This is a genomic window from Collimonas fungivorans Ter331 (assembly GCF_000221045.1).
GTDB classification, from domain to species: Bacteria; Pseudomonadota; Gammaproteobacteria; order Burkholderiales; family Burkholderiaceae_D; genus Collimonas; species Collimonas fungivorans_A.
Genome location: NC_015856.1, coordinates 5,012,579 through 5,039,479 on the forward strand (window position 1 = coordinate 5,012,579; position 26,901 = coordinate 5,039,479).

A 26,901-nucleotide genomic window follows, 5' to 3' on the forward strand; every position below is an offset into this window, starting at 1 on the left:
CACGCTGCTGAGTCGACGCGCCACTTTGATCGCCAGTGCTTCAGGCGATGTCCTCATCGACGAGTGTCAGCAGACGCACGCTACGCCCATCGTGGGTTTTCGTCGAGACAAAATCATTACTCCAGACGTGGTTGGGCCGCTCAGCGTAAAGCCGCGCGCACGAGCCATCGTTGAGCCATGAATGGCCCCGTGGCTTTTGCTTCTTGGGAACCTTGAGCCCTTCGCGACGCCAGATCGTTGCACGCAATCCCCTTGCCGACAAACCCGCCTTGCTCGATGAGCAAGGCGGTGATCCGTCGGTACCTGATGAAAGGGGAAATCTAAGAATTGACGCGTCCATCTTTGCAATCACCTCTTTTTGGCGTTTGGCATGGAGACGGTTGGCTGAACTCGTCGTAAGAAAAACGTGTTGTCCTCTCGCTGCGGCAATGCGCGTGTGTACCTCTACGCAATTCGGGTTGCGACGCAGCTCGCCATGCCAGCCCATTGCCCCAAAAGAACCGATCCACGAAGTACGCTTATCGAAACAATCTTTCGCATGTGTGTCATGCGGCAGCCTCGTTTGGGAGTGAAATGGGATCATCTGATTGTCATTAAGGAAAAACTCATGCTCCAGAATTCATCAACCGTAGATGCCCCATCTTTTGGCTCTCGTCTGGAGCGGACAGCATTGCTGCAAGCGACCGCGGACGTCATGGAACTGAATGCCGAAAGCAAGCAAACATTCGCTCAGTCCGGCCTGCTTTACAGCGATGGCATCGAGTTCGCGATTCATGTCAAGGACCTGCCTGATGCCGCGCTGCGCATCGTGGCCTCAGCCGCCATGGCCAAGCCGGACGGTGTCGATCCGAGCGTTTGGCATAACGCCATGTTGCGCGCCAATGCCGGCGCAATGATCGTCGCGGATTGGGGCTTTGCCCTGGACGAAGGCGACACCGCCTGTCTGCTGATGAATCTGCCGTCGGCCATGCATGAACCGGAACTGTTGCGCGCCGCATTGGAAAGCATGCATGACCTGTGCGTGGCGGTGCGTGCCGGCACCATAAATAATACTGACAGCAAAGAGAGGCTCCAATGAAATTCGGCAATACGCTGCATCCGACGAAGAGCGGGCAACCAGTGACGCCGCCGGCTGCATTGCAGGAATTCGAGGCGACCAGGGAAGTATTGGTTCTGGTTGCCGAAGTGATGCTGCTGCTCGGCACAACGAAGGAAGTCGCACGGGAGGTCGCGCGCACCGGTCGCCTCTTGATCGGCGAGCAGCGTTTATTGCTCGCCTGCGCGCCGGACGATTCGGCACTGATTGCTAGCGCGCTGCTCGACCCGGCCTGGGCTAATCCGGCAGCACGCAGAGCGCTGCTGCAGGCCAACGCCCAGTTGCTGCTGTCGTCGGGCGTGGTTGCGACGGACGGTTATGGCGGCCCGAGCTTGATGCGTCGCTGGCCGCTGGCTCAGCCGCAGCCCGTTGCACTTGCCCGCTGGTTGCGGGAACTGGCCGCGTTTGCGACCGAAATTCAGATGAAACGCCATTAATCCGACACAACTATTGCAACATCCACCACAACAATCGGTCACGACGATTTTTGACATCTAAAGGGAGATGCATCATGGCAGGAGAAACAGGAGGAATATCGCGGACGCACTCGATGCCGCACACGATCTCTCCCTCTGATGAAGCTTCAGAGAACAAATCACCATCGACTCGGGCGCGGTCCAGTCTGACCACGAACACAGCGCTTGAAGGACTGAAACCGAAGCCGGACTCATTGAGTCCCGGCCACACTTCGACTGGGAGTTCGCCTCGCATTCTGAATGCAAACCTGCCGGGACCCTCAAACCCGGGCGTGAAAAGCCAGAATACCTCCCGTCGCCACAATGAAATCAGAACCGCGACACCGTCCGAGTCTGGCAGTGAAAATGGCAGAACATTTACCCCCCCTTCCGGCTCCACCTCTTTGCGTCGCAGCATGGGAGCACCGGTATTCACCCCAAATTCGCCGTTTAACGATATTGCGATCGAAATAGAATTCGCTCAACCGCCACCGCCTGCATCGAGTTGGAGAGCGATGGCTGCTACACCGTTGAATGCTCTTTCCTCCTTTGGAGGCAACGCATTGTCGTCCCTGAAAAGCGGTACCGAAAAGATAAAAGGCGGCGCGATCATCGCGTCCAAATTCGCTGGAAAACAAATGGGTGCGGGCTTGGAGAAAGGCAAGGAATTGAGCGCTGCCGGCGCCGCAAAAGGAAAGCAGGCCGCCATTTTCATGGGCAGTCAAGCCGGCCAGGTGGGCACAAGCGTCGCCTCGGGGTTGGGAGTCATGGGCATCGAAAAGAAATTTGCCGGCGCCACCGCCGGCCACCTGATCCATCAAACGGTTGCGGTCGGCGTTCCGACTTTTCTTCGGGAATGCATGAACGAAGTATTGTTTGCCGGACTGCGCCAGATTCCCCACGAGCATGCGGTGGCCTTGCAGATCGTCTCGGGCACGGTGTCGCTTTGCCTGCACCGTGTGCGCCAGTACCGCGAACAACGCAGCCCGGAAACCGCGGCGCGCGGATTTCACAACCTCAGCGCCGAGCAATGGGCCGCTCTGCCAGCTGAAGACCAGCAGACGAAAATGACGCAGCAGCGCCGCTATTCCGATGCCGTCACCACACTGGCCACCGGCGGCATACTTGCCAACATTGCTTTAGGCGTCGCCGGCCCTCACATCGGGCAGCCTGAACTTGCCGCGAAGCTGGTAGCGTCCGATATCAAGGTGTTGGCTTACGCAGGAGCGCGCGATACCATACAGGCCACATTCCGCATGGTAGGCACGGAAGCCGACACCAATGGCGGCGTCAGCGGAACGCATATGGACGTTTCGGGCGAATTCTACGCAAAAGTAAATATTGCAGCCAACTATGCCTTCAGTGCTTTTGTGCCGGCAGCCTTGAGCGACGCCAGGCTGACCCTCGCCGGACAACACTCCCCGCTCAGCAAACACGAAGCAATGAACGTCGTTTATCACTCGTCGGCAGTCAAGGCGGCCATCAATACGGTGCTGGAAACCGCGGACTGGACCAACGTAACCGAGCAGGAAGCCAAGGAAGCCGGCACCAGTCAAAAATTCGATCCTGCATGGAAAGGGAAGCGCCAGGATTACATGAGCGTACTCGATAAATCCATCGCTCGCACGGCGGCCATCAACAGCAATATAGCCGCCAGCAATGTGCTGTCCGTCATCGGTGAACGGGTGGGGTTGTCGCCGGCGGCGACATCGCTGCTCTCCAACGGCGGCTCAGGCGCCATGGCCGGCCTGAGTTACAAGGTGATTGGCGGAACATGGCAGGCCGAAGGCGCCGTGCGCACGGAAAAGGATAGCCGCCCTGAAACAGCCGGTTGACGCCTCGGACTGCTGTAGCTGAAAACGGAACAGTTGGAGGAGCGTCAAATTCTGTTTAATGCGTTATCAAATGCAAAAAAAATGGTGAAAGTGAATGATTCACTTTCACCATCATGCATCCTCATTACGGCACATTAAACCACCTGAAAATCACCCGTTCCGCGCCGGCATGAAGAGACGCAAGGCATTGCCGCCATGCTTACCAGCTCCAGCGCATGCCGGCATCCGCCATCACCGTGCGCTGTTGCGCTCCGCCGAGGTTGGTGGTGTAGGTTACGGTCATAAACGCACTGGTCGACTTGTTGATCGTGGCGACCAGGCCGGCGTTGAGCTGGCCCGCAGTCTGATTCGACCCGTTCGAAATCACTGTAGTGCCGTCAAAGGTGGTGCTGTCATGAGAACCGAAACTGCGCAGCAGGTTCAGGCGCAGATATGGCTGCCAAATCGCTGCCGATGTTTCAAAACGGCTTTTCAACCGCACGCCGAGGCGGGCGAGGAAGGCATTGCCGTTGTTGAAACCCACCGCCGACACACCGTCATTCAAGTCATTCAGCGACAGGTTTTGCCAGATCACTTGCGCCTGAGGCTCGATGGTCACCTCCGCCCCCAGTGGCATTGGCAGGCCGCCCTCGATGGATCCGACGAGGGCGCTGCCGTGCGTGTGCGCGCCCACGCCATCGTGCGAGCGCGGATCCGCCGACAGTGAACTTCCCATCAGCACGGCATCCGTGTACCAGCCGCTCGGGCCGACGTGGGTCCAGTAGCCGCCCAGACTGTATGCATCGATGGCCAGGTTGCCGACATCCAGATTCTGCACCGCCATCGCAAAACCGTTGACCTTGCCGGTGGCATGCGCAAAGCCTGCAAACAGACCGTAATGATTGCGTTGGCCGCTGGCGTCGGTATCGGCATAGATGTCGTGGCCGACCTGTATTCCCGTCATTGAACCGTCGAATTGCGGCGAGACAGTACCATCCTGGCGTTGCTTGGTGCGGCTGCCCCAGACACGGCCCCAGGCCGCCGGCAGATCGCCGTTCTCGGTCAACAGCGATTGCTCTCCTTGCCTGTCATGGAAATTATCGAGTTGCTGGATATTGACTTGCCGGGCGACGCTGGCAACTTCCGTATAGATGGGGACTTCGGGGCGATACAGCGGAATTGCTCCGGAGCCGGCTGTGGGCGCCGGGTCCGCTGGAGTAACCGGTGGCGTGGTCGGCGGCACAGTCGGCGGCACAGTCGGAGGCGTACCTGTGGGCGTGCTTGGAGGCAAAACTACGGGCGGAGTAGGCGTTTGCACTACGGTATTGCGCAGATACCAGTTTTCCGAGGTGCCGCTGGACACGCCACCCTTGGCAAGATAGTAAGAATAGGCGCCAGCCTTGACCGGCGCCGCAAGTGCAAATGCGTCTGCCGTGGTCGTCGCGCCGTTCACGGTCTGCACCACCTCAATGCCATCGGCGACGATGGCCGCGCCAGGACCACCGACATTCGTGATGCGCAAGCTGGACGAACCGCTGGCGGCGCCGCCGTTGATCACTAACCGGTCAGATGCCGCGCCATCGCCTGCGAGGAAGGTGTTGAGGGCGATGCTGCCCTTTTGGCCGACATAGTTGCCGACAACGTTGAGCCGGTTGCCAACCCCTTGGCCGCCGATTTGCAGCAGGCCGGCGTTGGTCAATGGCCCGTTGATCGTAAAGCTGCCGTTGCCCGAGCCGGAAAATTGAGGCAAAGCATTGGCCGCCGCAATGGTGCCGTTGTTGGTTACCGATCCTGTGACGCTGCCGTAGCCGCCGAGCGTGGCGCCCGAGGCGACGGTCGTATTGCCGCCGCCGGACAATGCCGCCGCTGCGTGCGTCGCGTCGCCCACTGCCAGCGTTCCGGCTGCGACCATCGTTCCTCCGCTGTAGGGATTGTCCGTATTCAGCACGGTCATGCCGGCGCCGGCCTGCGTGACAGAGCCGGTACCGGAAATCGTGCCAGGGAAAGTCACGTCGTCGGAACGATTGAAGACCAGCGTACCGTTATTGGCAACATCGCCCACGATGCTGCCGGTCGTGCCGCCGTTGCCTAGTTGCAGCGTACCGGCCGAAATCGTCGTGCCGCCGGTATAGGTGCTGTTCCCGGTTAACACCGTGGCGCCGCTGCCGGCCTGGTTAACCGAGCCCGTGCCTGAGATCGTCCCGGGAAACAGCAGCGTGTCGGCGCGGTTAAAGACAAGAGAGGCATTATTGACGACATCGCCGACAATGCTGCCGGTCGTGCCGCCGTTACCCAGCTGCAGCGTACCCGCCGCAATCGTCGTGCCGCCGGTATAGGTATTGCTGCCTGCAAGGGTCAGGCTGCCGGCGCCCGCCTTGTTGAAGCTACCGGAACCAGTCATGCCTTGCATCAGCGTGGAGGCAAATCCTTGCGTGTCGATGGTGCCGCCCGGCGCATTGATGGTTACCGCACGCGTACTGGCGAGATCGAAACTCTGCAGAAGCTGAAGCGTGCCGCCGTTGAATGTCAGACTGCCGGTGTTTGCACCGAGTGCGTTGTCGGCGCCAGCGGCAACGGTGCCGCCGGTAAGCGTGGTGCCGCCGGAATATGTATTGCCGCCGGAAGCTGTCGGCGCCAGCACCAGTGTGCCGCCCTGGGTCTTTTCGACTGCGCCGGTGCCTGAAATGAGGCCGGCATAAGTGCCGTTGTCGGGCTGCACAAAGCGCACCAGGCCATTGTCAATGATGCTGGACGGCAGACTCTGCGCCCGCGCTTCAAGCGTGCCGGCCGCATCGACGGTCATCTTGCCGGTATACGCACTGTTGTTGCCGGTGAGCGCCAGTGTCCCTTGTTGAACCTCCGCGACAGTTGCCCCCGTGATGGTGCCGGTCAGCGTCCAGGTTCCCGTATCGTTTTTGATAAGCGACGAAAAATTGCTCATGTTGCCGGACAGCGACGAACTTCCGGCGCCGCTCAGGAAGATAGTGTTATTGCCGCCGCCGCCATTGAAGTTGCCAGTAATGACCGATCCCGTATAGAGTCGCAAGGTATCATCGCCACCAGCAAAAACGAGGTTGCCGATGACCTGTCCTTTATTGGTAAAGTCGACCGCACCGTTCCCCGATGCGCCGATCACATTGCCTGGCGCCTGGATGATCCCGGTGGCATTATTGACGATCGTGTTCAGGCCATTCGTATTCTGGAACCAGATGGCGGCGGCGTTATCTGCCTTGATCGTGCCATTGTTGGTGATGACATTGCCGCTGCCTTGCAGATTGACGGCTTCCGCACTGCCTTGGGGGCCGGTCGCGAGGACTTGGCCTCCTTGATCGACTGTCAATGTGCCGTTGTTGCGGAATTCGACCGTGTTGGCGCCGGTGTTGTACAAGCCACTGTTGCCAACCCCCTTGGCGCTCACCGTAGCGCCGTTCTGGACCGTGACGTTCGCATTGTCGCGCAGGCTGATGGCATTGGCATCGCCGACCGCGAGCTGGCTGCCTGTACCGATCGTGACGGTTCGGCCATTCTCGGCTGCCACATTGCCGGCCCCCACTGTCGTCACCCAGGGATTGGGCGCACTGGCATCGCAGGTCGTGATTTGTCCAGCGGTGTTGCAGGCTGCGTAGGCCGTTCCGGGCACCACACTCAGCGCAGGTATTAGCACAAGTGAAGAGGCTGCAGAAAGGACCAGGCGGTAGCGAACAGGATGAGTTATTTTTATTGCCGTTTGAAGTTTTAACATTTTTATTTATAGCTCCCAATTGAAAAATTAACAATACAATATGATATTTAACATTTGAATTTTCAAAATCCGTAAAAATACCTTCGAGTTGGATTTTTATTTAACAATCTATTGTCCAAGAATTACATTGCCCAAAGCCAATGTGTGACAATATTTGACATTTGCGCACAACAAAAAACAACATATGCTGACATCGGCACAGGCTGCGCAAATAGCGCGGCGGAGCCTCAAGACCCCTGTTATTTTTTTGCTCCATGGGAGGCATCGATCAGAGAAACAATCGCAGCGCAGATGTTCCTATTGGAAGGCGCCTGGTAATTGCGGATACGCGTGGTCAAGCTGAAGGCGCTGGGCGGCAGCGCACCGCGGAATCCGGCCAGGTGCGGCTGGCTATTCGCTGCAGGCTTTTGTTTCCGCGCAGTTCACTTGAATAATCACAGCCATCTCTATGAGTCGATAAAAATAGAAACGTATCTTCTCCACGTCGTCGTTCAGTAACTCAGCCAGCGCCGAGGCGCTCACGCCAACTATCAGCTGCTGAACGGAGCGGTCCAGGAACCGCTGCAGCACGTAATTGTCCATCGCATAGTCATTCCGATTTAAACGAAAGCAAATGTCTGCATGCGGCAACAGTCTTTTCATACCGCGATGATGAAAAACGGAAAGCAGCGGTTTTTGAGATGGCGCTTCCTGGCGAGAAGATATATTGCCCAATTCATTCAGACCCAAATGAAAATCCCTACGCAGCGGCGTGGCATCCATCCGCAGGTAGCGAAACGTCCCGCCAGCGGAGAGGCATAACCTGGCTACCACAGCCTTGGCCAGCTCCGGATCACCGATGCCGTCTGCATTTATTAGCAGCGCGGTTAATACTCCCTCTGAAACGTGCAAATGATATTGACTGCCCTCGCCTAAATCGACATGAATCACGCCGGAACGATATTTTCCAACGCTGCTAAGCACGGCATGCAACGAAAAATCCGACAGTCGACCCCAGATTGCCATCCACACTCCGAAAATGGAAATACTTGCCGGCGCAATAGGCCCAAAGATAAACTTTGCTTAGAATTTTTTTACATGCAACGATTGAATCTGTACGGAAAACATGAGTCCTCCCTTGGATTGGCATTGATGGTCGAAGGCGCAGTACGTTTTTGGCAATAATCAGCAGGCTCCCCAGCCCGCCAAATACATCAAGCGATATTATTATTGTCAAATAGAAATGGTAATCAAACTTAGAGAGTGGGCATATCAGGAAATCGCTATCTTCATGTAAGGACAGCAGTGGCCATAGTCAGGAATTCCTTACTTATCAATCTTGATGGCATTGATGCGTAATAATCGCCTGCTGCAATACCCGGGCCCTGAAGAGATTTATGGCACGAGCACGAACCTCGGCATAACCATGCGGGAGAAGCGCCAGTGAACTGTAACGGTCCACTGGCACTGCCGATGGGATAGAGAAATTTGGTTGAAGACGACAAGAATGCCCCTGCGTTGCAAGCTACCTTCCATCCATTGCAAAGCCGGATTCTGAAAATCAGAACACGCAGCAGTGCAATGCAGGTGCGGCCGTTCCGGCCGGCGCCTAAGCGTGAAGCCAATCCCGCAACTCGTCAAGCAACGCCGACGTGACAGTACCGCGATGGATCTTTTCGTCGTACTTATGCAATGCGCGTGACATTGCTTCATGCTTTGGCCCCAGGTTCTTTTGTTCATTCGTCTTCAAATGGGTTGCCGTGAACCCACGAAGCGGCAGCTTCAATACTTCCTCGCTAGGGACGTATTTGTCGCTATGCAGGTGCAGGAATACCGGCGGCGCGCGCTCGCCGCTGGACAATGGCTTGGGCTGGATGCGTATTTCGTAGAGTGTGTCTTTATCCGACGGCAATTGAACCGGGGGGCGCACGCTTTCAATCTGGCCCAATTGCAGCAAGCGGCTCACGTGTTTTCCCTTGGGAAATTTGTGGACCTTGAGCGCATCCCCTTCCCGAACGTCCATGCCCTGGTGAATTATTTCCAGCGCCTGCAAGCGGCTCCCCAGCAATTCGACGGTGGCCTTATCGATCACCGGAGACTTGCGTGCCTCGTCGCTCGTCGCGCGCAGACGGCCGATATCGCCGAACCAGTTTTGCGCTGACGAACGGACGAAGTCAGCTGCAATCATTGGATCGTCCTTCGGACCGTTCAGCATCTCAATGCCTCTCGTGTTTTTCTCTATCGACCGTGCAATGGCGATGACATCTCCGCCCAGGCTCTTCGCAACATCGAGGTCGATCGGATACTTTCTCAAGGTCCGCTCGATCTTGCCCTGGAGACCGTCATGCAGCGCCAAAGGCGGAGACTGGGCAAGAATTTCAGCAGGCGGCGCCGAGACCACAGTATTGACTTTTGCATGAGACACCAATGCCACGGCGGGCAACGGCCGCGGAACGGCTTGCTTCTGCAGCTGCTTGCCGCGCCCGTGCGACTTCCTCACCTTGCCTGATGCCGCCTTGTCCGTGCGCTCCGGAGCGCTCGTAGAAGTCGACGACGCCGGCATATGCGCCGACGAACTCGCCGAATACTCGGGCATTGCTTCCGGTAACGCTGAGGAAGGAGTAGCGCTGTCATCCGGCTCGCATACCTCGCGCAAGCATGCTTGATATGCTGAAATGGCATGCGCCATCTCCAGAGAATGTTGCCAGATCCCGGAGTTGTCGCTCATTTCCAGCGTACTGGCGGCGTCCAGACAAAAAAGCTCTCCCGCGGCGTTAAGCTGGTCGGCATATGCGGCGGCGAGTGCCTGATATTCCGTGCGCTTCGCAGGACTGAGTTCGTCACCCCGCTCAAGGATTCTTATCGCCTGCTCGGTATCGCTGCTTCGCTTGGATATGGCGTTCAGGAGTTCCATCACGCGCGGCATGAGATGCATGGAGGCCATGCCGCCGGAACGCAGGCAAAGCATGACAAGACGATCGACGTTGACCGTAATTGCCTTACCGGCGATTTCCAACAGCGTTTTCCTGCCTGCGGCCGCGCCGGATTTGATAGCAGACAGCTGTATCAGCATATTCTCAGGCGCCGCAGGCTGTTCGCACTGGCGGACGAATTCGCGCAGGACGCCGCCATGCTTCACAACCACCTCGCGAAAGCCCTGCAGCTCGGCGAGCGCCCGATCCATGGCGGTCAACTCTTCCTGCGTGCCGATCTGCTCCCCGCCATCGTCAGACGCAGACCCTTGGGCGCCGTTCCAGGACCATTGGGCAACCTGATCCGAGCTGGTGCTGATGCCGTACTCGGCCGATTGGGCGCGGCGCACGTGCAAGGCGCCTTTTGCTCCTTGGTACTGGTCATCCGCGATTTTTCCTTTCAGCCCCTCCAGTCCTGCCAGGCCGGAGTCGGCGGATTTGACGCCAGATTCGGCAAGCCGCAATCGCTGCGACACCTGCGTCATCGAACCATTCACCAGTCCCTGCCAAGTTACGCCATATTTCAGTGCCTTATCCACCGCTATCTCGTGTTCCCCGGCGCTCACGGCGCCGTGTGACGCTGCCGCCGGAGCCGGCGGCAGCGTTCCGCTGCGCCTTGACCGTCCGGACGATGCCGGCCGCGTCTGCGCCTGGTGCGCCGACGGACGGGGCAACCCTTCCGCTACCATCGGCAATCCTGTGCGCTGCCGGCCGCGCGCGCCAGAACGCTGGCCGGCATTGGCGCCGCTTTCTTTCTGCTCAGCGATAACCGGTTCCGAGGGGACGGGAACGTGAGGATCACCGATTTTTCCGCTCTGCATTGCGTTTCTCCCGACAAGGTATATGGGCGTTTATGGGAAACGTCGGCCGAACGATAGACATCATGGATGAAAAATCTGCGCCCTCGCGCGAATGGCGTTTGGGAGGATTATTGCCAAGCAAGTGTCCAAGGTAATTCGCCGCTGCGAAATGGAAACGCCTGTTCCGAAGATGGTTGGCGATCACTCAAAACGGATTGCCTGACGGACGCCATCGGAAGCACTATTTCAATTGGCGAACCCGGCTCATTTGGCCTTGCCGGCATCTTCGACCGGAATCCGAACCTGGATAGTGGTGCCGGCGCCGGGTACGCTAACGATGTCGACACTGCCGCCGAGCATGAAAGCCCGCTCCCGGATGCCGATCAGGCCGAATGAATTTTTCTTGCGCAGGAGAGGGTCAAAACCCTTTCCGTTGTCGCGCACTTCCAGCAGATATTGCGCATCTTTCCTATTCAGCCGGATTTCCACCTGGCTGGCTTGTGCATGGCGACCGATATTGGTCAGGGATTCCTGCACAATGCGGAAAAAAGTTGTCGCTCGTCTCTCGTCCAGGACGATTGTTTTTTCATCGATTTGCAAAACGCATCGAATACCGGTGTTTTCGGAAAATTCATTCGCCAGCCATTCCAGCGCCGGCACCATTCCCATATCCAGCGCACTCGGACGCAATGCAGAAACAATGTTGCGCGCGATCTTGATGGTGCTGTCGACCAGCGACACTTGCCGCTGAACCTTTCCTTGCAATTCCGGATTCTTGTCCCCGAATTCGATACCGATCACTGATACTCCCATGCGCATCGCTGAAAGGTATTGACCGAGCTCATCGTGAATTTCGCGCGTCAGATGTTTGCGCTCCTCTTCTCGCGATTGTTCGAGTTCATAGGCGCGCTCACGCGCCAATTGCTCTTTCAAACGTTGCCGGGCGAGCAATCGGCGGATCCGATGGCGCTGCCACAAGAATGGCACCAGCAGCAAAAGCAAGCCGCAGACATAATAAAAAAACGTGGTCCGCCACCAAGGCGCAAGGATCACTATTTCAGTTTCGACTACCGGGGAAGTCGTCTCCATGGCAACGTTCTCTGCCGTGACCTGAAGGCGATAACTTCCGGGCGGCAAAGCCGAGTAGCGTACTTCTGGGGCGGCGGTCTGCGACCACTCCCGCTCCAGGCCTTTCATTCGATAATGAAATTCGATTGCCTCATGATTCTGAAACGAAAGCGCTGCGAACCTGAAATTCAGCGCGCCGGACGCCCACGGCAAACGAACCGGCTGGTCCGGAGGAAGTTGCCGGCCGTCGCCGGTGATGCTTTCCAGCAGCACATTCAGGGAAAGCGGCAAAAACAGGGACTCCGGCCGCAGGATATGTGATGCGCCATTGCTGGTTCCTATCCAGATCGAACCATCGTCATCTTCATACAGCGCATCGGTATTGCTGTCGTTCCAGACCATGCCGCTTTGCTGGTTGAAAAACCGCCATTGATTGCGATTCCATACAGCGACACCCGCGTCGCTGGAAACCCACAGCCAGCCGCGGCTATCTTCAAGCAGCGCCAGGACGCTTTGTTTTTGCAGCAGAGGGGGAGTAATGTCCTGGATAGCCAACGTGCCCCTCTGTTCCGTGGCGCGCCAGAGTCCTGCATCCAGGCTGGCCAGCCACAGGTTACCCGTCCTCGAGCAGGCAATGGTGTTCAACTCTCCCCGAGGAGTGCCGTGTCCGGCAAAGCGGGGATTGCTCCATTCCTTGCCGTCGTAACGCAGCAGGCCCTTGTCGGAAACGAACCAAAGCACGCCAGAAGTGCTTTGGCAGCCGTGGAAAACATTGACGTCCTTGGCGCCGGTCACCGCCGATATTTCCGCCACCGGCAGCGGCACGCTAGCTACATCAGGATGCCTGATGACATACAGTCCGCGCTGGGTGTTCAGCCAGAGCTGCCCGGATCTGTCGAAGAACATGCCATTGCTCACGGGCAGTTTGGCAATCAGCGTGTCTTGGGCAGCACCAGGCTCTCGGCGCACCAGCGTTCCTGAAAGTGTCGTGGCCCAGGCGCGCCCTTTGCCATCTTCGATCATGCTGATCCACTCGTGCGAACTGCCGCCGTAACGGCCTGGCAAAATGGCGAAGCCGCCGGTTTTCCGCAGTACGGCCGATCCGGAGCGAGTGCCGACATGAAGCTGGCCAGCCTGATCGCGCAAAAAAGACCATACAATATTGTGAGGCAATCCTTGCCGCGAGGTCCAGTTTTCCCAGTCGGGATAGCCAAGCCAATGAATCAGGCCACGCCCGGCCGATCCCAGCCAGAGGCCGTTGTTTCCTCCCTCCAGGATGGCGCTGATGCCGTCGCTCACATTCAGTCCGTTGCCTTCGGCGAACGATTGCCAGGCCCGGCCATCCCAACGGATGAGGCCGCTATCTTGCTGGCTCAGAATCATGCCGTTATGGTCTTCGGCGAGCAGAGGAACGCGTTCTTGTTTCTTTTGTTCGTCCCGCGGTGGCGAGCGATTCAGGAACACTCCGCTGCCGGCCGGCAATGCAAATACCTGTTTTTCGCCGCGCAGCCACAATGTTCCTTGCCGGTCGTGCAGCAAGGCGCCCCATTGCTTGGCAGGCAGGCCATCCTTCTTGCCGAGAACGGCCAGCTTGCCTTGGTCGTAATGGCATAGCGAATGCTCGCATCCCATCCACAAATCCCCCTTCGGCCCGACATGCAGACTGTGCAGAGCTTGCATCTCCGGACGCTGCAGCAACTGCTCCGCGCTGAAAAACTGTCGCGCCTGCCAGGTCGCTCCGCCGTCCGCAGAAGTGACCTGCCATATGCGCTCATTGCTTAACACCAGCAAACGGTCCGGGCCGAACTGAGCAAAAACCTGGCCCCAATGGAAAGCAAATTCCGCATTTTTAAACCGCATGGGCGCGAACTGCTGCCCCCGCAACTGATACAAGCCTTTCAATGTCCCGACCCACAAGCGGTCGCTTGCATCGACATGCAGCGCGGCGATATACAGGGCGCCGGGCTCGTCGCTTATATCAAACCGCTGAAAACGCGTACCGTCATAGCGAAACAAGCCGTTTTCCGTGCCGACCCAGATATAACCGTTGGCTTGCCGGGCGAGAGCGGTAACGCCGAGATTGCGCAGTCCGTCCTCTTGGCCGTAATAGCGCAATGGCAGTTGCTGACAAATTGCTGGCATCGAGAGAAAGATTTGGCACAGAAGTACGACAACTCCCAGCCAGCGGCGCGGAATTTTTGTCATTTCAGATTGTTCTGGCATTCTCTAGACGCTATTGCGAAATTAAATCAATGGTTTAAGGAATTTCCAAAAAATCATCGAGCATGCCAAGGAAAGGAATGCTTCGTGCGGAGCAGCGAATTTTTATAATGAATTTTGAGGCTGCGAAACGAATGCAATCAGGAAATCGCACTTTCAACTACCAGCGGGCCTTCTTCAAGCCGCTGCCGTAACCTATACGCAATGACGGCACGACGAAGAAAGATACGGGCTGCGATCGGCACGGCTCACATCATAGGGAAATTCCTACGGTGAACTGCCTGAATCCCTATAAAAATCAAGACTTCCTGATACCTTGCTTCCTTCCCGCCAACGAATCTTGGAGCATACCGACTTCATAAAATAAAACAACCATGTCTCATCCCGTCCACTATAGTTTTGCGCTTTCAGCCGTATCTTCTATTGATGCCCGTCCTCTGCATGAAACCCGCAACTGCAGTTTGCAATACTTCAGGCAGTTCAACAAACCTGTGACGCCATTGCGACGAATCCATGGCCGACGACAATTGGCCAAGACAATCTGGCGGCCAAAGGCGGCAGAACGATCATAGTCGGAAAAGGGACCCGGATCGCGGTCGGCGATGCCAGCGCCATCAGCTCAGCTGCGCAACGGTGCAAACATAAGGGTGCGGAACGGCGGCACGGTAAGCGCCGGCGGGGTCAGCAGTCACGGACTCTATAAGAGCGACGCCAAGAAGAGAAATCGAATTGCTGATTTAAGTCAGGCATTGTCAATTGACTGCATTGACTATCTGGCTTCATGCAGATAAAAAGTCTTGCGCCATGCCTTCGAATGCGCTGAATACTCCGACAAGGTATTCATCAGGTCAAGCGCCGATATCTGCCCGACAGGAATGCGCTGCGCCAGCAGAACATGACGAGTTTCGAAGTTGATCGTGAATACCGGCGTATTTACGCCATGCATCGTCAAATTTATTTCCAGTAACCGTTCCAGGACGTCGGCGCGATTTTTTACCGGCAGCGCACCAAAATCGCAGTACAGGGCCAAGCCTTCTTCTTGTTCGGTGCTGCCGTCGATCAATGTGAAATTAACGCCATCGACGGTCAGATCGGCAGTCGTATAAAACAGCTTGGGATTTGCGATTCTTGCGATCGCACATACTTCATCTATCAGTTTCCGATAATTTTCGGATGCCATATGTTTCTCCAGTTCTTTTGTAGGAAATTATCGACCGTCCGTGGACGCAATCCGGCTTCAAGCCGGCGCTGGAATCAGCGGCAGCGGCGACTCACGGATGTCATGCGCAATAGATCAGTCTCTCGCGTCATCGGCGATATTTAAGGCCTGATCGGGTCGTGCCAGACCATTTTTCATGCGCTCCAGCTCTTTCTGCTTTCCGGCGGCTTTTTCGAATGCCGCCCTCGCCTTTAAGGCGGCAATTCCGTCCCGCGGCATAAAAGCCATGCCCTTGAAACCCAGCTTGAGCGCACCAAGGCAATAAGTAGAGAGTGATTTAACGCTGACGCCGACATAGGGGTACGCTCCCTTTGCTGTCGCTTCGCGAATTTTGCGCCGCTCGTCCAGTTTATTATTTTGATAAACGGTTTCCGATATGGACGATGTCGGTCCGGAAGCGACCTGCCCCCATAATTTTCCCAGCGGCTTGGTTTTGGCATTCGCAACCTGATATGCGGCAGCAACATTGACCAGCACCGCGCTCATGGTGATACCTAGGGAGAGGTATCGTTCCCAAAGAGGTTCCTGGTAGGTCGGATCGTGGGTCTTCTTTTGCGCACTGACCAGGCCCAGCAGCGAATTGATCATCAATGACCCATTGATGCCCGCGACTCCTAATTGAAATGCCCGCCACGACGCCGCACCGTATGTCGCGGAGACCTCGTCCGGCAATCCGCTGCGCGTGTTGCCGGCCTTGATGAATCCCACTTTGAATTCCGGCGAGAGTTCGAACAAATTCGTGCGTTCCGTGACTTGCATGCCGTCATGGACAGTACGTTTGTTGTCGTTGTAGTCAGAAACCTCCGTGAACCGCCCCTCGCGTACGTGCTGAGGATCATGGCGGGTTGACTCCCAGGCAGAGACAAGCATATTGAATTTGCTTTTCTGGCTATCCGGCAACTTGGCCGACGCCGTCTCGATCTTGTTGCCCAGTTGCGCCAGCTGCCCTTGCTCTTCATCGCTCAACGGCGGCAACTTGTTCGCCTGAGCCTGAAGGCTGGTATGCGTCTTGAGTATGCCGGCGTCGATCTTTAATGTACCCGCAAGGACCGCATGCAACTCGTCCACGCGCTCATAATCTCGGATGTCTATGGCGGACGCCAATTCGATCTCGAGCGCCTGAACCACGCCCTTGGCAGCGGCTCCCAGGGATTCAAAAGCGGCGCTTCTGATAGCGCTCACTGCTGCCAGCCGCGCCGGATGTTCTGCTCGATCCTTCAGTCCTACGTGAGTTCGCCAATCGTTCGGTCCGTTCGCCCCCATATGCAATGTATCTGCAATCTGCTGCTCCAGTTCTCGGACCTGTCCCGTGAATATCTGATCCAGTGTCTTTACCCGTATCTGCAACGGGCTTCGCATGAGTTCCTTGAACTTGCCCGGATCATCCGCCGTCAGCATTTTCAGATCAATCATCAGATTCTGCTTGTCTACCTCGTCGGATGGCGCGACCAGTCGCTGCAACGCCAGCTGCGAGACGGACGTTGCTATCTGGATGCCGGCCGCGACACGCGGATCCTTCGCGATATAGCCGCCCCACCCGGCCAAAAGATTGCCGTAGAATTTGAGTGTCTGCAAACATGATTGCCGGTGCAGCCCCTCGAAATAGACGCGATTGAGCTGGCAGCGCGTGGTGTAATGATTGATGGCGTGATCGAGCGTCTTTGCAATTTCATCTACAGCATGATTTGCCGCCTCCCTGAGCTCGTGATTTTCGGGATCTGCGACGGAACGTGTTAACAACTCCTGCAGTCTGGGAGATTCGTCCTGCACATGCTGCAGCACCTGCTTCAATTCCGTTTCGATCTTGTCGAATGTCGGGGTATTCAATTCCGGGGCAATATCGGCCGCGTTTCGAAAAGCCATATCCTGGTAGGGTGTTACATGCAGCAAGGTATAGGTATTTACCAAGCTGCTGACCGTGGAAGCCGCCATCACGCTGCCAAAATAACCCGCCGCCCAGTTCCGCGCAGGAACTGGCGCCTTGCCATGCGCCTTGAAGGTGCAAATGGTGGGCAGCAAGGACATTATCGAGGCTGGGGCATTGCGCCAGGAATACGCTTTTCCACCCTCCCTGAACCCTGCGTCCATGCTCTCCTGGTCCAGATTCAGCATCGTGTTAAAGCATAGTTTTGCCTGGGTCCAGTCACCTGTTTTAAGCGCCTGCGCCCGAGTTTCGATGAATGCCTGGACGTGCTCTGGATTCAATACAATCCTGTCCTCCTCGACAAAGGCCTTGCTATGCGCCAGCAAGTCTCGATGCAGCTCGTGTTCGCTCGGCATATCGATCACCGTGGCATTCCCGGCTTCGCCGAGCGGAGCTATACGAGATGGAGCATTTTCCACCGTAATTTCTTCATTGCGGATAATGGCATGCGGCCCGACCGAACCGGAGCTGGACGCAATATCATGCATTTGTTGCGGCAGCACTTTAGGCGCGTCATTGTTCTTAGCGCGACTCTCAAGCGCGCCGAGGTCGCCTGCCGATCTCGGACGAATGCCGGCGGTACGCCCCTGGTCGAACGTAGCGTGAATAGCGACAGGAGGTTTTAGGTTATTCGCCGACAGCCTCGATCGTTGTGATATCGCGCCGGCATCCGCTTCCTCTCCGGCTGGACGGCCAGTAGCGTCCATGCTCGAATTGCGCAACGGCCCCAGAACTCTCAAGGCAGCGCTGGGCTCGCTCAACGAGCGTCGCACAGAACGGGGATCTGCTTTATCGATTGCTTCGGATCGCTCATGTGGCGCAGCATCGTCGACAGCTGCCGATTTGTTTGTGGATGAAGGAATATGCATGATGGTTTTCTTTTTTTTGACGATTACAGATTACATGCTGGACGCAATCATTTTTGTGGCGGCACGAACCACGGTTCACTCTTACGAAATTTTTCGAAAACCCTGAAAAATTCTCATATCGTCATGTTTATTTGCGGCGACGGCTCTATAAAATCTGGCGCAAACGGGGGTAAGGAAGGCCCACTGGCTCTTCATTTTGTGCAAATCGCCCGATTTTCGTAGCTATTCAGGCAACGATGAAGGAAATGCCTACCTGTAATTCAGGAATATCTGATTGAAATTATGTTGAAACCTGGCAACTATAACAATCCAGCAAGCACATTCAATATGGATTTCTACGCATGAGAGTTGTCTATTAGATAATTAATCCGGAAAAATTCGCACTGCATGCATCGTCTTTCGCATGAAATGGTACTCACTGAGAGAAAACAACTTTGTTCTTGAATATTGCCTTCGCCATAAATGATCGTGGCGGGGCAAGAAAGGGACCGACGTTCGATAAATCACCCAGCGTCTGCAGCCGGTTCTCCAGCAGCAGAAAATTTCAAAAATGCTCAATCACCCTTGCAGGGTGATTCCGATTGAGGATTAGGCATGCGATTTGCAATTTTGACTGACGATTCGGTTTTAGCGCAAAAACTGGCGCAATACTTTGAGCAGTATTCAATCACCATAGACGCTTACTGTACTGAGCTGCTGATACTGCGCGCAATGCGTACCATCATCTATGACCTGGTGCTGCTTGACGCCAGGAACACTGTCGAACTGGCCAGCAGCCTGCTTTCATGGCGCACCTGCAACGCTGATTTTTACACACCGGCGATCATATTGACCTCGCTCCTGACGTGGAACGTGATGCAGGATTGGATCGAAGCAGGCGCACACGATGTCGTCAACCGCGCAGACATCGATCAGATCGGGCTGAGGGTCTGCGTCGCCCTGCGGCGTCTGGCCCATTGCACCCGTGTCGACAGAATACAGATCGGCGGTTATGTACTGAATCGCGGAAGCGACATGGTTATCTGCAACGGCACCGAAGTCGGCCTCACTCCGCGCGAATTCTCCATCGTATGGCTACTGTTCTCCAATCCAGGAAAATTCCTGAGCCGGTCTCAGATCATTACCAGCGTCTGGGGAAACTCAGAAGAAGTTGCGGCCCGCTCGCTGGAACAGCATATTTACAAACTGCGCAAGAAACTAGGCCTGTCGTCCACGGCGGCCGGAGCCAGCCTGAGGACGGTGTATGCGCTCGGCTACAAGCTTGAGATTTCTCCGGACATGCAGCAAACTGAAAAATCCGTTCCAGAACAGCTTTCGGTCGGAGTTCAGGCAGAGAGTGAGGGTCAGAGCATTCCTGCAATCCTCTGACCCTCAAAGACCGTCAGCCTGAAGTCATCATCTCGGAAACAAAGTCGCGATAAGAACGAAGGGGGCGCCATCCTTGATCGTGGTGTCGTTGCCCATAAAGTAGGCTGGGCGCAAGATGGCGGCGTGCGCCCCATTTGCTCGATCAATGCGCTCAACGCCGAACTTGCCCGCGAAGTGCGGCACATCCACATAGAGGTCGCTGTGAATCACCGATAGGTTTCGAGCGGTATTGAGTAATGCCACGCAGTTAAGAATGACTGGGGCATTCGTGTCCACCACTCCATCCGGCTTTCCGGTGAGCCGCACTGAACGCAGATCAGCCTGGATTACAGCCGCTTTCCGAAAACCTGACGAACCATGTCATCGGAATATCTGTAGTTCCATCTAAGTTCTGCTCCTGCTGGAATATCGCGCGTGGAAAAAAAAGCACGGATCGAAAATTTTCCGCCGATATCCGACTCGACGTCAAAAGCCACCGGCTCGACGTTGTAAGCGTCGGGAGATTGCCTGATGCAATGGCCGGACTCGTCATATTCGAGGGAAGTGTTCATCATCGCCAGGATATTTTCGCCATCCAGGAACGAGACTGCATTACCGCAGATCGACGAAATCGCAAACGAGTCGGAACGCAACATGAAATACATCGCCGGAGTCATCAGGCGGCCGCCGTAAACCCCGACGCACTCCCCTTTCTGCAACGGACGGATCGCGAAAACGCCCCTTTCGCCGACCAGGCTCGATTCCCTTGGGTCCTGCAGGTCACTGGATTCGACAAGCCGGCATTGAATCATCGAATGATAACGCGCCATTCTCGCCTGCGCAGTTGTCAACGGGTCGATCGATGGCCAAACTGCCTCGGGCGAATATATTTGTCCCGACGCGGTGGCTTTCGACTGCCATATTTTTCGGATCATTACGGGCCGGGATTCGGCATCGCGAAAAGGATATCTGCCGTCCAGCTCGGGCGAATACGGCAAACGCTCGATTGCGCAGTGTGTTTGCAATGTCTGGAACTCCTTGCGCAGACGGTACGCTCCGTATCGGACCAGCAACCACATTTCGCATGCTCGCTCGAGGTCAGCGTTACCGTTGAAACTGTCTATGATTTCGCAGCGGATGCTACTCCCGTCGTCCGTCAATTCTCCTTCTACCTCGGCTCCGGTCTCCCAATCGACGTCTAAACCGGCGGCCTGCAACCTCGCGCCCATTGCCGGCGTGAGCATTCCCTGAATTTCGCCGCGCAGCGCCGGAACCATTTCAAAGAGAAATTCTTGTTGTTCCGCCAGGCTGGAAAATTCATCGGCATCATTTAGACGCTGATGAATATATTCGCGCAGTTTTCTGCATTCTGTCGCGATTCGAGACGCGCGTACGCTGTTTTCACTAATTGAAATTACAGCACTCATACCAATTCTCCTCTGTCTTTTTTAGAACTACGGTTTCACGTTTGATTTTTGATCGGCTGCACCGAGCCGGTTCGAGGCGGACGGCGGAATATCGCTCCAGGCGGCGACGATGCGCTGGATGCGTTTCGCATAGCCGTCGCGTTCCAGCATCTGCTCCGAATGATAGGCGCCGACCGCCTTCCAGTTGTTGCCGTATTTGCTTACCATCCGCCGCAGATGCCAGGCCGCGATGTAAACGTTCTGGCAAGGTTGCAGCAAGGTCTGCCGGCGAACGCCATACTTGGCAAGTTCGGCAAGATGAACCGAGTTGATCTGCATGACGCCATAGTCGATAGAGCCGTTCGAATTGACATGAATCGCATCGGCCCTGTTATTCGATTCTTGCCAGGCGATTGCCCGCAATATGGTCGGATTCACGCCATGGTAGATTGCCGCGTCGTCGAAGCAATCGGCGCGCGCAACGTCCGTCGGCAGCAGCATCGACGCCAGGCCGGACAATACGATCCAGCCGATGCGGCGGGCGGCATAATTTTTTTTTGTCTTCACGATTGATCTGCGCTGTCATGTACTTCGATGAAACTGGAATGAAAAAAACAGGTGACGCGACCGCTATCGCGCCAGGTCACCTGCCGGTCCAGTTCAGATGGCGGTCTTGCCATCGGCGCTCTTGCTTCTCAGCCGATTTTTCAGCCGATCGCCGTGCTCGATGAACAACACGCGATCGTCGCCGGCGCGACACTTCCGTTGCTCGGTTTCGAACCGCGTCATCTCGTCGAAGATCGAAGTGAATTCAACCTGGCGATTCGGTCTCGAATGGACGCCGTCAAAACGCATCGGGATCCTCCGACTTGAGATCCGCATTTATCTCTTTCGATTGCTGTATCGATTTCTGCATGATAGAGATGGCGAATTGAACTATCAGGGAATTCAGCTGGTCCTGATCCGTGTTACTGGAATCATCCTTTTTTTTATCTTTTTTGGAATTGTCCGTTTTGTCAGGCTTATGCGCATTATCAGGTTTGTGCGTATCAGGTGTGTGTGTGGGAGGCGGTGAATGTGTTACGGAATGGGATCCCATATAAATCTCCAAGAGTTAGATGAAACTCAAAGATCGCAGATTGAGATCGCAACCGGCATGCAAGCACGAATGCAGGGATTGCAAAACGAAACCGGGATTGCGGCTTAGCATTAACTGGATATTCGGCATTTCTGCTGGAGAGAAAAATCTGGAAGCGCATGCCGCCGCATCAGGCTTTTTGCTTTCCTGATGCTGCCATGTGGTCCGCCGGCGCAACCGGATTGCCGCCGAGCTCTGTGAATTTATCCACTAAAGCTTGTTCCCACACCATGTAGGAAGAGGTTTGCGCAAAACCCTTGAGTTTGGTCAGCAACTGGTCAACCGTATTTTTTTCCGCCTGGCCGGCCGACAGGCGGCTGCTGCCGTCCGCTGCGGTCGCCATCTTGTACTGCCTGTCGCCGGCATAGGCGGCGCGGTGAAACACATGCAATAGATTGCCGGCGCTGTGGCCCTCTCCGCTGCCATCCATTTTAATCGCCGTGTGCTTGCCATCCTGGCTGCGAATCGCATAAAACCCGTCGTCGCCGACGCCTATCATGACGGCCGGCTCTGCAAACAGCGATACCTTGTCGTAAGTCTTGTTGATGTCGATCCGGCTATCCATGTCGATTTCATGACCGGGTCCGACCCGGACCATGCTGATCGGTTTGCGCAGCATGCTGGCGGCGGTCCAGGCAAGCATTTCGCCGGGCATGCCGGCGGCGGCTGTCAGGAGCTGGCCGGAATGATCGGGAAAGGCTGCGGCAATGTCGGCCGCCTGTTTGCGGATGGCGGCCTTTTTCTCTACCTCGCGGATGCCCGTCGGCGTTTCGTAGTATCCATTCAATAGCCGGAAATGCTCATGATGGATATTCTTGGTCGCGTCGTCCAGATGCGCTACGATGGGATCGCCGCGCAAGATCGCGGCATGGATCGCGTCCTTGGTGGTGCGCGGCGAGAAATCCGAAGTATACGGGTGTCGCCAGCGTGCATGCTGGGTGCTCGGCGAAGCACTTTCGAGCGGCCGGCCAAGAAAATAATTCTTGGTCGGCGCGATATAAACGGCTTGCCCGCTTTTGGCATCGTAAGTATGGAAATGCCCTGATTCCGGATGCACCATTGAGGCGCCATCATCTGCTGCAGTTAATTTTCCCTCAAGGAAATCGCAGTATCTTTTTTCCAGTTTGCCGGTATCGATGCTGTCCATGTACACCACCTGGCCGATGTCCTTTTTCAGATCCTGCGATTCACCAGGCCCGAGTTGCGGTTTAGGCGGCGATTTGTCGACATGCCGGATGCTGTATAGAGCGCCTGGCAAGACAATCACTTCGGCTTGTCCCAGATCGGATTCGGCGGAAATATTCAGGGCTGTTTGCTGGCGCATCACCAGGCGTTGATTTTGTGTTTTTGGCGCAGCGCCAAAACCCAGCGCTTGCCCGAATGCGGCAGCCAGGCGGCTTGACATCGAGGCCGATAATATTTCAGTCAGCGTGGCGACGTCGCCGGTAGCAACATGCCAATCGGGAGTATTTGCGGTTTTGCTCTCTACGTAGGGCGCCTCCGTCACCACGGCGCGCTGCACGATGGCGGGAAATTTTTTTGAATGCAATGCGCCCAGATTGATATGGATAGCCTCGATCGGATCGAAATGTTTTTCCCCGCCCATGCGATGGCTGCTTGACGGACCGTCGGTATTGCCCGGCTTGTTCATGATGTTGTAGACAAAATCGATGCCTGGCACCACTGGCTGATGCTTGGCCTGCCCGGTGGTTTCCCAGCGCAGCGGATAATGAAAATATTGCGATTCGATGGTGTAATCGCGTACCGCCTGGGTAATGTTTTTCTGCAGCTCGGGCGACAACTCCGGCTTTGATGTCCGCATGGAATCAAGTCCCGGGCCTTTCAACATCGCTGCATGAGTAGGCAGCGCGTAGGCTTGCGCATTCCAGCTCCAGGTGGTCAGCGTCTTGGGAATCTTTGCCGAGTCGCTCAGGCCGAACGGCGCTGCGGCGGCGCCCGCCGGATGGGCCTTGCCGTCGAAGCTGAGGTTGACCGGATAAGCGCTGTAACCGGGCATATCCTTGGTCGCCTGTTGCATGTACAGTGCGTGGTCCTGGTCCAGCCGGGCCATGTAGGCCGCCGATTTCGGCGGCAATTGACTACGGTTGTTTTGCACCGGCCGCGCCGTCGCCATGTTGCCGGGCTCGGGCCGGCTGCTGCAGGAAGCCGCCTGCGCGGTCAGGTTGGCAACCATTTCTGTCATCGTCTGTTCCAGCTGTCCCAGATATTCCTGTTGCTGCCGCGGTTCCATCGCATGGAACGCGATAGCGTCCTGTACGGCCACGATTTCGCCATCTATCGGCCCTTTTGGCTGCAGCAGGATGCGGTTGCTCCACTGCTTGACATGTTCGAGGCTGTCGGTAACGGAAAAAATGGCGTCGCGAATATTCTTGATGTCGCCAAAATGGGCGCCGATCCGGTCGCCGGCGGCCGCGACGTCGTTGGCAAAACCAAGCAGCACTGAAATGGCGTTATTGAACCCGCGTTCGCGCTCGATCTGGCCGTCATAGGCGCCGGCATTGCGTCCCACAATGCCGAAACCATTGAGCACCGTTGCCACAATGGGTAACACCAGCTTGTCAAGGGTACGGGTAGCCAGGCGCGTCACGATGGCTTCGCGATAATCTGCAGCAACCGTATCCGGATTGAATTTCGTCGAATTATAAGTATTGCCCAAGGAGCGGAAAGTAATATCGTTGATGAAGCGCACAATGGCTCTTGCACTGTGCGCAGCTGGATGGTTTTCTTCTTCGCCGATGCGATTTTTCCATAACTGGTCTATGCCGGCATTGACCAGCGAGGCTGCCAGCAGTCCGGCGACATCTGCCTTGCTGCCACGATTGAAGCCGAAACCCTTCTGCACGAGGAGATTGCTGACCAGGCGGGTGAACTCCGGAATGGCAGGCACCAGCAAATCATTCAGCAGAACCGAGGCCTTGGTTTCGCGGTCCTTGGTTTGTGCCGGAACGAATTTGCTGATGAAAGAAAAAACTTGGGTCAACGCTTCCTGCACCACCACCATCGACGTAATCGCGCAAAACAGCACTTCGGGGTTGACGCTTTGTCCGCCAGCCGCGCTGAACCCGTGCGAACCACCCGCGATGGCGCCATTCGGTGAATGTTTGTAAAATTTGAGCGCGTCGTTGAGCCCGACCACAACGGCGGCAGTGACAAAGGATTTGGTCGCCAGGTTCAAGGTATAAGTGACTGCTCCCCTGCCGCCGGCCAGCGCCGGCGCCATGGTAGCCGCTCCCAGCACCAGTTTCGCCAACGATTGCCCATGTCCCGCCAGCACTTCCGTGGCAGCGCTCGCGGCGTCGGCGACCGTATCGCCGGTAAATCGCCTGATGCCGCCGGCGCCAGACGCCAGGGCGGCGGCAGGAGGCCCCTTCAGCAACGGCCCGGCCTTGAGCTTGTCGCCGGTCGACAAGATCAATTCCGAATCGGGAAAGCCGTCCTTGCTGCCGGTCGGGCCGGTATCGCGGCCCTGATACGAATAGACGTCGACATCGGCGCGTGCATGCACCGCCTCATCGACGCCGAACGCCCTGCCCGACGCTTTTCCCGAAAGAGCCGGCTGCGGATTGATGAGCGACATCTTGATGCCGTTGTCGCCCAGGACAAGCCGATGCACGGCTTCATCTTCGGTGGTGATATGCAGCGTGACATCCGCGCGCGGCGCGCGGCCGCTTTCCAGGTCGATCCAGCTGCGCAACTTGGCCCCCTTGACGCCCATCTCCTGACCGGCCGGCCCCATCACCTCTATGCTTTTGATGCCCTGGATGTCGGCCAGCACCGCGCCGTCCATGTTGACCGAAGTCGGATGGCCTGCTTCGTTCTTGCCGGGTATTACCTGCTTTTCTTTCTTGAAGATCAGCAAATGATTTTCAATCTTGTTGTGGTCTATATAGATGGGGAAAAACCCCTCCTTATCGCGCGTCCCGACGCCGTGCGGCATGGCATGCTCCGCATTGGCCCAGGTGCTTCTGCGCGGCAGCGGCGAAGGATTCGGCGGCAGCAGCATGAACTTGTCGTCTGATTCCTTGCGGTCTCTGCGCGCCGATAGCGGTGAACGCTCGGACAGGGCCATGATAGCGCTGCGCAGCGGTGTTTCCATTTCGGCGGCCGGTATTTTTCCCTTGCCCTCGATGGCGGCACCCGGCGCGGCATTGATCTCCTCCAGCGCGCGATCCAGTTCATCCAGTTTGACGGGCCTGCCGCCGTAGCCCACGACAAACAAACGCTGCTCGGTTCCGGTATCGCTGACGCGTACGGCGTCAGCCACCACTTTCAGCCTTTCCATTACGGTAAATCTGCCGTCCCTTGCCGGAATCAACAACACACCGGCGGCATCGTTGAGACTGCGCAAATCGCGTCCGGCGGAAGCGGATGGCGAAAACACTGCCCGATGCTTGCTCACGAATTGATCAAAACGAGCCGGCGTGACGCCGTGAACGCTTTTTTCCTGGTCCAGTACGGTCGGCGTTGCATCCAGGGGAACGGCTGCGGACCTGGTGAAGATCGCGCCGGCGAAATTGGCGATCGCATGGCAGGCTGCATCAAACGTCTGGCTACTCTGCGCGACTGCCTGCCAGCCGCTGCTTGAAAGCGCCCGCAGATGGTTACGCGGCGCAAAGGAGGAGATAGCCGTGACGCCTCGCTGGATATAGCTGGCCGGCGGCCCGGCTACGCTTGCCGCCGGCTCGGATGAACGCTCGCGGGCCCTGGCCACGCTCCCGGATTGCACATCGGTATGGCTGGAGGTGGCTTCGACATGCAAAGGCGATGGAGAGCTGATTCGATCGATAGTCATGAGGAAATTGAAGACGCGACTTTTGGCCGCGACCCCAAA

The 26,901-nt window shown here is 56.5% G+C and carries 16 protein-coding genes and 1 pseudogene; 5 read left to right on the plus strand and 12 right to left on the minus strand.

Annotation, left to right across the window (positions count from 1 at the left end; translation table 11 throughout):
• Positions 1–3: 3 nt before the first annotated feature.
• Positions 4–302 (minus strand): annotated as a pseudogene (locus CFU_RS25315) (IS3 family transposase); the annotation flags it as partial.
• A gap of 305 nt (positions 303–607) precedes the next feature.
• Between CFU_RS25315 and CFU_RS22405 the strand changes: the two are divergent.
• The 3 genes from CFU_RS22405 (at position 608) to CFU_RS25050 (ending at position 3,386) form a co-directional block, all read left to right on the plus strand.
• Positions 608–1,078 carry a hypothetical protein gene (locus CFU_RS22405; protein WP_148264916.1) on the plus strand — a complete coding sequence of 157 codons (471 nt, stop codon included), beginning with the start codon at positions 608–610 and terminating at the stop codon, positions 1,076–1,078.
• On the plus strand, positions 1,075–1,533 hold the full coding sequence (locus tag CFU_RS23505) for a CesT family type III secretion system chaperone (RefSeq protein WP_014008278.1): 459 nt from the start codon (positions 1,075–1,077) through the stop codon (positions 1,531–1,533). Before CFU_RS22405 ends, CFU_RS23505 begins: the two co-directional genes overlap by 4 nt.
• A gap of 74 nt (positions 1,534–1,607) precedes the next feature.
• A complete protein-coding gene (locus CFU_RS25050; RefSeq protein ID WP_202946129.1) occupies positions 1,608–3,386 on the plus strand; it encodes a hypothetical protein in 1,779 nt (592 codons plus the stop codon).
• A gap of 199 nt (positions 3,387–3,585) precedes the next feature.
• Here CFU_RS25050 and CFU_RS22425 read toward each other — a convergent pair whose 3' ends face one another.
• From CFU_RS22425 to CFU_RS22450, 6 genes are all read right to left on the minus strand, one after another.
• A complete protein-coding gene (locus tag CFU_RS22425; protein WP_014008280.1) occupies positions 3,586–7,107 on the minus strand; it encodes an autotransporter outer membrane beta-barrel domain-containing protein in 3,522 nt (1,173 codons plus the stop codon).
• A 390-nt stretch (positions 7,108–7,497) separates the two neighbouring features.
• Entirely contained in the window at positions 7,498–8,112 is a 615-nt protein-coding gene (locus CFU_RS22430) for a DUF4388 domain-containing protein (RefSeq protein WP_041742746.1), read from the minus strand.
• A gap of 583 nt (positions 8,113–8,695) precedes the next feature.
• A complete protein-coding gene (locus tag CFU_RS22435) occupies positions 8,696–10,879 on the minus strand; it encodes a hypothetical protein (protein WP_014008282.1) in 2,184 nt (727 codons plus the stop codon).
• A 243-nt stretch (positions 10,880–11,122) separates the two neighbouring features.
• A complete protein-coding gene (locus CFU_RS22440) occupies positions 11,123–14,149 on the minus strand; it encodes a sensor histidine kinase (RefSeq protein ID WP_014008283.1) in 3,027 nt (1,008 codons plus the stop codon).
• 766 nt (positions 14,150–14,915) lie between these two features.
• A complete protein-coding gene (locus CFU_RS22445; protein ID WP_014008284.1) occupies positions 14,916–15,326 on the minus strand; it encodes a CesT family type III secretion system chaperone in 411 nt (136 codons plus the stop codon).
• 114 nt (positions 15,327–15,440) lie between these two features.
• Positions 15,441–17,996, minus strand: coding sequence for a hypothetical protein (locus CFU_RS22450; protein ID WP_041742752.1), 2,556 nt, complete (start codon positions 17,994–17,996; stop codon positions 15,441–15,443).
• Between CFU_RS22450 and CFU_RS25320 the strand changes: the two genes are divergently transcribed.
• Positions 17,995–18,264, plus strand: a complete 270-nt coding sequence (locus tag CFU_RS25320; RefSeq protein ID WP_148264918.1) for a hypothetical protein — start codon at positions 17,995–17,997, stop codon at positions 18,262–18,264. The two genes, CFU_RS22450 and CFU_RS25320, sit on opposite strands and share 2 nt — an antisense overlap.
• A 488-nt stretch (positions 18,265–18,752) precedes the next feature.
• Positions 18,753–19,526 carry a response regulator transcription factor gene (locus tag CFU_RS22455; RefSeq protein WP_014008286.1) on the plus strand — a complete coding sequence of 258 codons (774 nt, stop codon included), beginning with the start codon at positions 18,753–18,755 and terminating at the stop codon, positions 19,524–19,526.
• A gap of 27 nt (positions 19,527–19,553) precedes the next feature.
• Here the strand turns inward: CFU_RS22455 and CFU_RS25625 are convergent, their stop codons facing one another.
• From CFU_RS25625 to CFU_RS22485, 5 genes are all read right to left on the minus strand, one after another.
• Positions 19,554–19,802 (minus strand): hypothetical protein, encoded by a 249-nt coding sequence (locus CFU_RS25625; protein WP_425304680.1) that lies wholly within the window; start codon positions 19,800–19,802, stop codon positions 19,554–19,556.
• A 50-nt stretch (positions 19,803–19,852) separates the two neighbouring features.
• The gene (locus CFU_RS23510) at positions 19,853–20,932 is read right to left on the minus strand and encodes an SET domain-containing protein (protein ID WP_014008287.1); all 1,080 of its coding nucleotides are present in this window, start codon (positions 20,930–20,932) and stop codon (positions 19,853–19,855) included.
• A gap of 27 nt (positions 20,933–20,959) precedes the next feature.
• Positions 20,960–21,478: a lytic transglycosylase domain-containing protein gene (locus CFU_RS22470; protein WP_014008288.1), complete on the minus strand. Its 519-nt coding sequence runs from the start codon at positions 21,476–21,478 to the stop codon at positions 20,960–20,962.
• A gap of 93 nt (positions 21,479–21,571) precedes the next feature.
• Positions 21,572–21,766 carry a hypothetical protein gene (locus tag CFU_RS22475; RefSeq protein WP_041742756.1) on the minus strand — a complete coding sequence of 65 codons (195 nt, stop codon included), beginning with the start codon at positions 21,764–21,766 and terminating at the stop codon, positions 21,572–21,574.
• Positions 21,767–22,179: 413 nt separating this feature from the next.
• Positions 22,180–26,862 carry a hypothetical protein gene (locus CFU_RS22485; protein WP_148264919.1) on the minus strand — a complete coding sequence of 1,561 codons (4,683 nt, stop codon included), beginning with the start codon at positions 26,860–26,862 and terminating at the stop codon, positions 22,180–22,182.
• Positions 26,863–26,901: the final 39 nt, after the last annotated feature.

Excerpts from the sequence above, each read along its gene's own strand:
- CFU_RS22405 (WP_148264916.1), top strand. The coding sequence starts at position 608 with ATGCTCCAGAATTCATCAACCGTAGATGCCCCATCTTTTGGCTCTCGT.
- CFU_RS23505 (WP_014008278.1), top strand. The coding sequence starts at position 1,075 with ATGAAATTCGGCAATACGCTGCATCCGACGAAGAGCGGGCAACCAGTG.
- CFU_RS25050 (WP_202946129.1), top strand. The coding sequence starts at position 1,608 with ATGGCAGGAGAAACAGGAGGAATATCGCGGACGCACTCGATGCCGCAC.
- CFU_RS22425 (WP_014008280.1), bottom strand. The coding sequence starts at position 7,107 with ATGTTAAAACTTCAAACGGCAATAAAAATAACTCATCCTGTTCGCTAC.
- CFU_RS22430 (WP_041742746.1), bottom strand. The coding sequence starts at position 8,112 with ATGGCAATCTGGGGTCGACTGTCGGATTTTTCGTTGCATGCCGTGCTT.
- CFU_RS22435 (WP_014008282.1), bottom strand. The coding sequence starts at position 10,879 with ATGCAGAGCGGAAAAATCGGTGATCCTCACGTTCCCGTCCCCTCGGAA.
- CFU_RS22440 (WP_014008283.1), bottom strand. The coding sequence starts at position 14,149 with ATGCCAGAACAATCTGAAATGACAAAAATTCCGCGCCGCTGGCTGGGA.
- CFU_RS22445 (WP_014008284.1), bottom strand. The coding sequence starts at position 15,326 with ATGGCATCCGAAAATTATCGGAAACTGATAGATGAAGTATGTGCGATC.
- CFU_RS25320 (WP_148264918.1), top strand. The coding sequence starts at position 17,995 with ATGCTCGAATTGCGCAACGGCCCCAGAACTCTCAAGGCAGCGCTGGGC.
- CFU_RS22450 (WP_041742752.1), bottom strand. The coding sequence starts at position 17,996 with ATGGACGCTACTGGCCGTCCAGCCGGAGAGGAAGCGGATGCCGGCGCG.
- CFU_RS22455 (WP_014008286.1), top strand. The coding sequence starts at position 18,753 with ATGCGATTTGCAATTTTGACTGACGATTCGGTTTTAGCGCAAAAACTG.
- CFU_RS23510 (WP_014008287.1), bottom strand. The coding sequence starts at position 20,932 with ATGAGTGCTGTAATTTCAATTAGTGAAAACAGCGTACGCGCGTCTCGA.
- CFU_RS22475 (WP_041742756.1), bottom strand. The coding sequence starts at position 21,766 with ATGCGTTTTGACGGCGTCCATTCGAGACCGAATCGCCAGGTTGAATTC.
- CFU_RS22485 (WP_148264919.1), bottom strand. The coding sequence starts at position 26,862 with ATGACTATCGATCGAATCAGCTCTCCATCGCCTTTGCATGTCGAAGCC.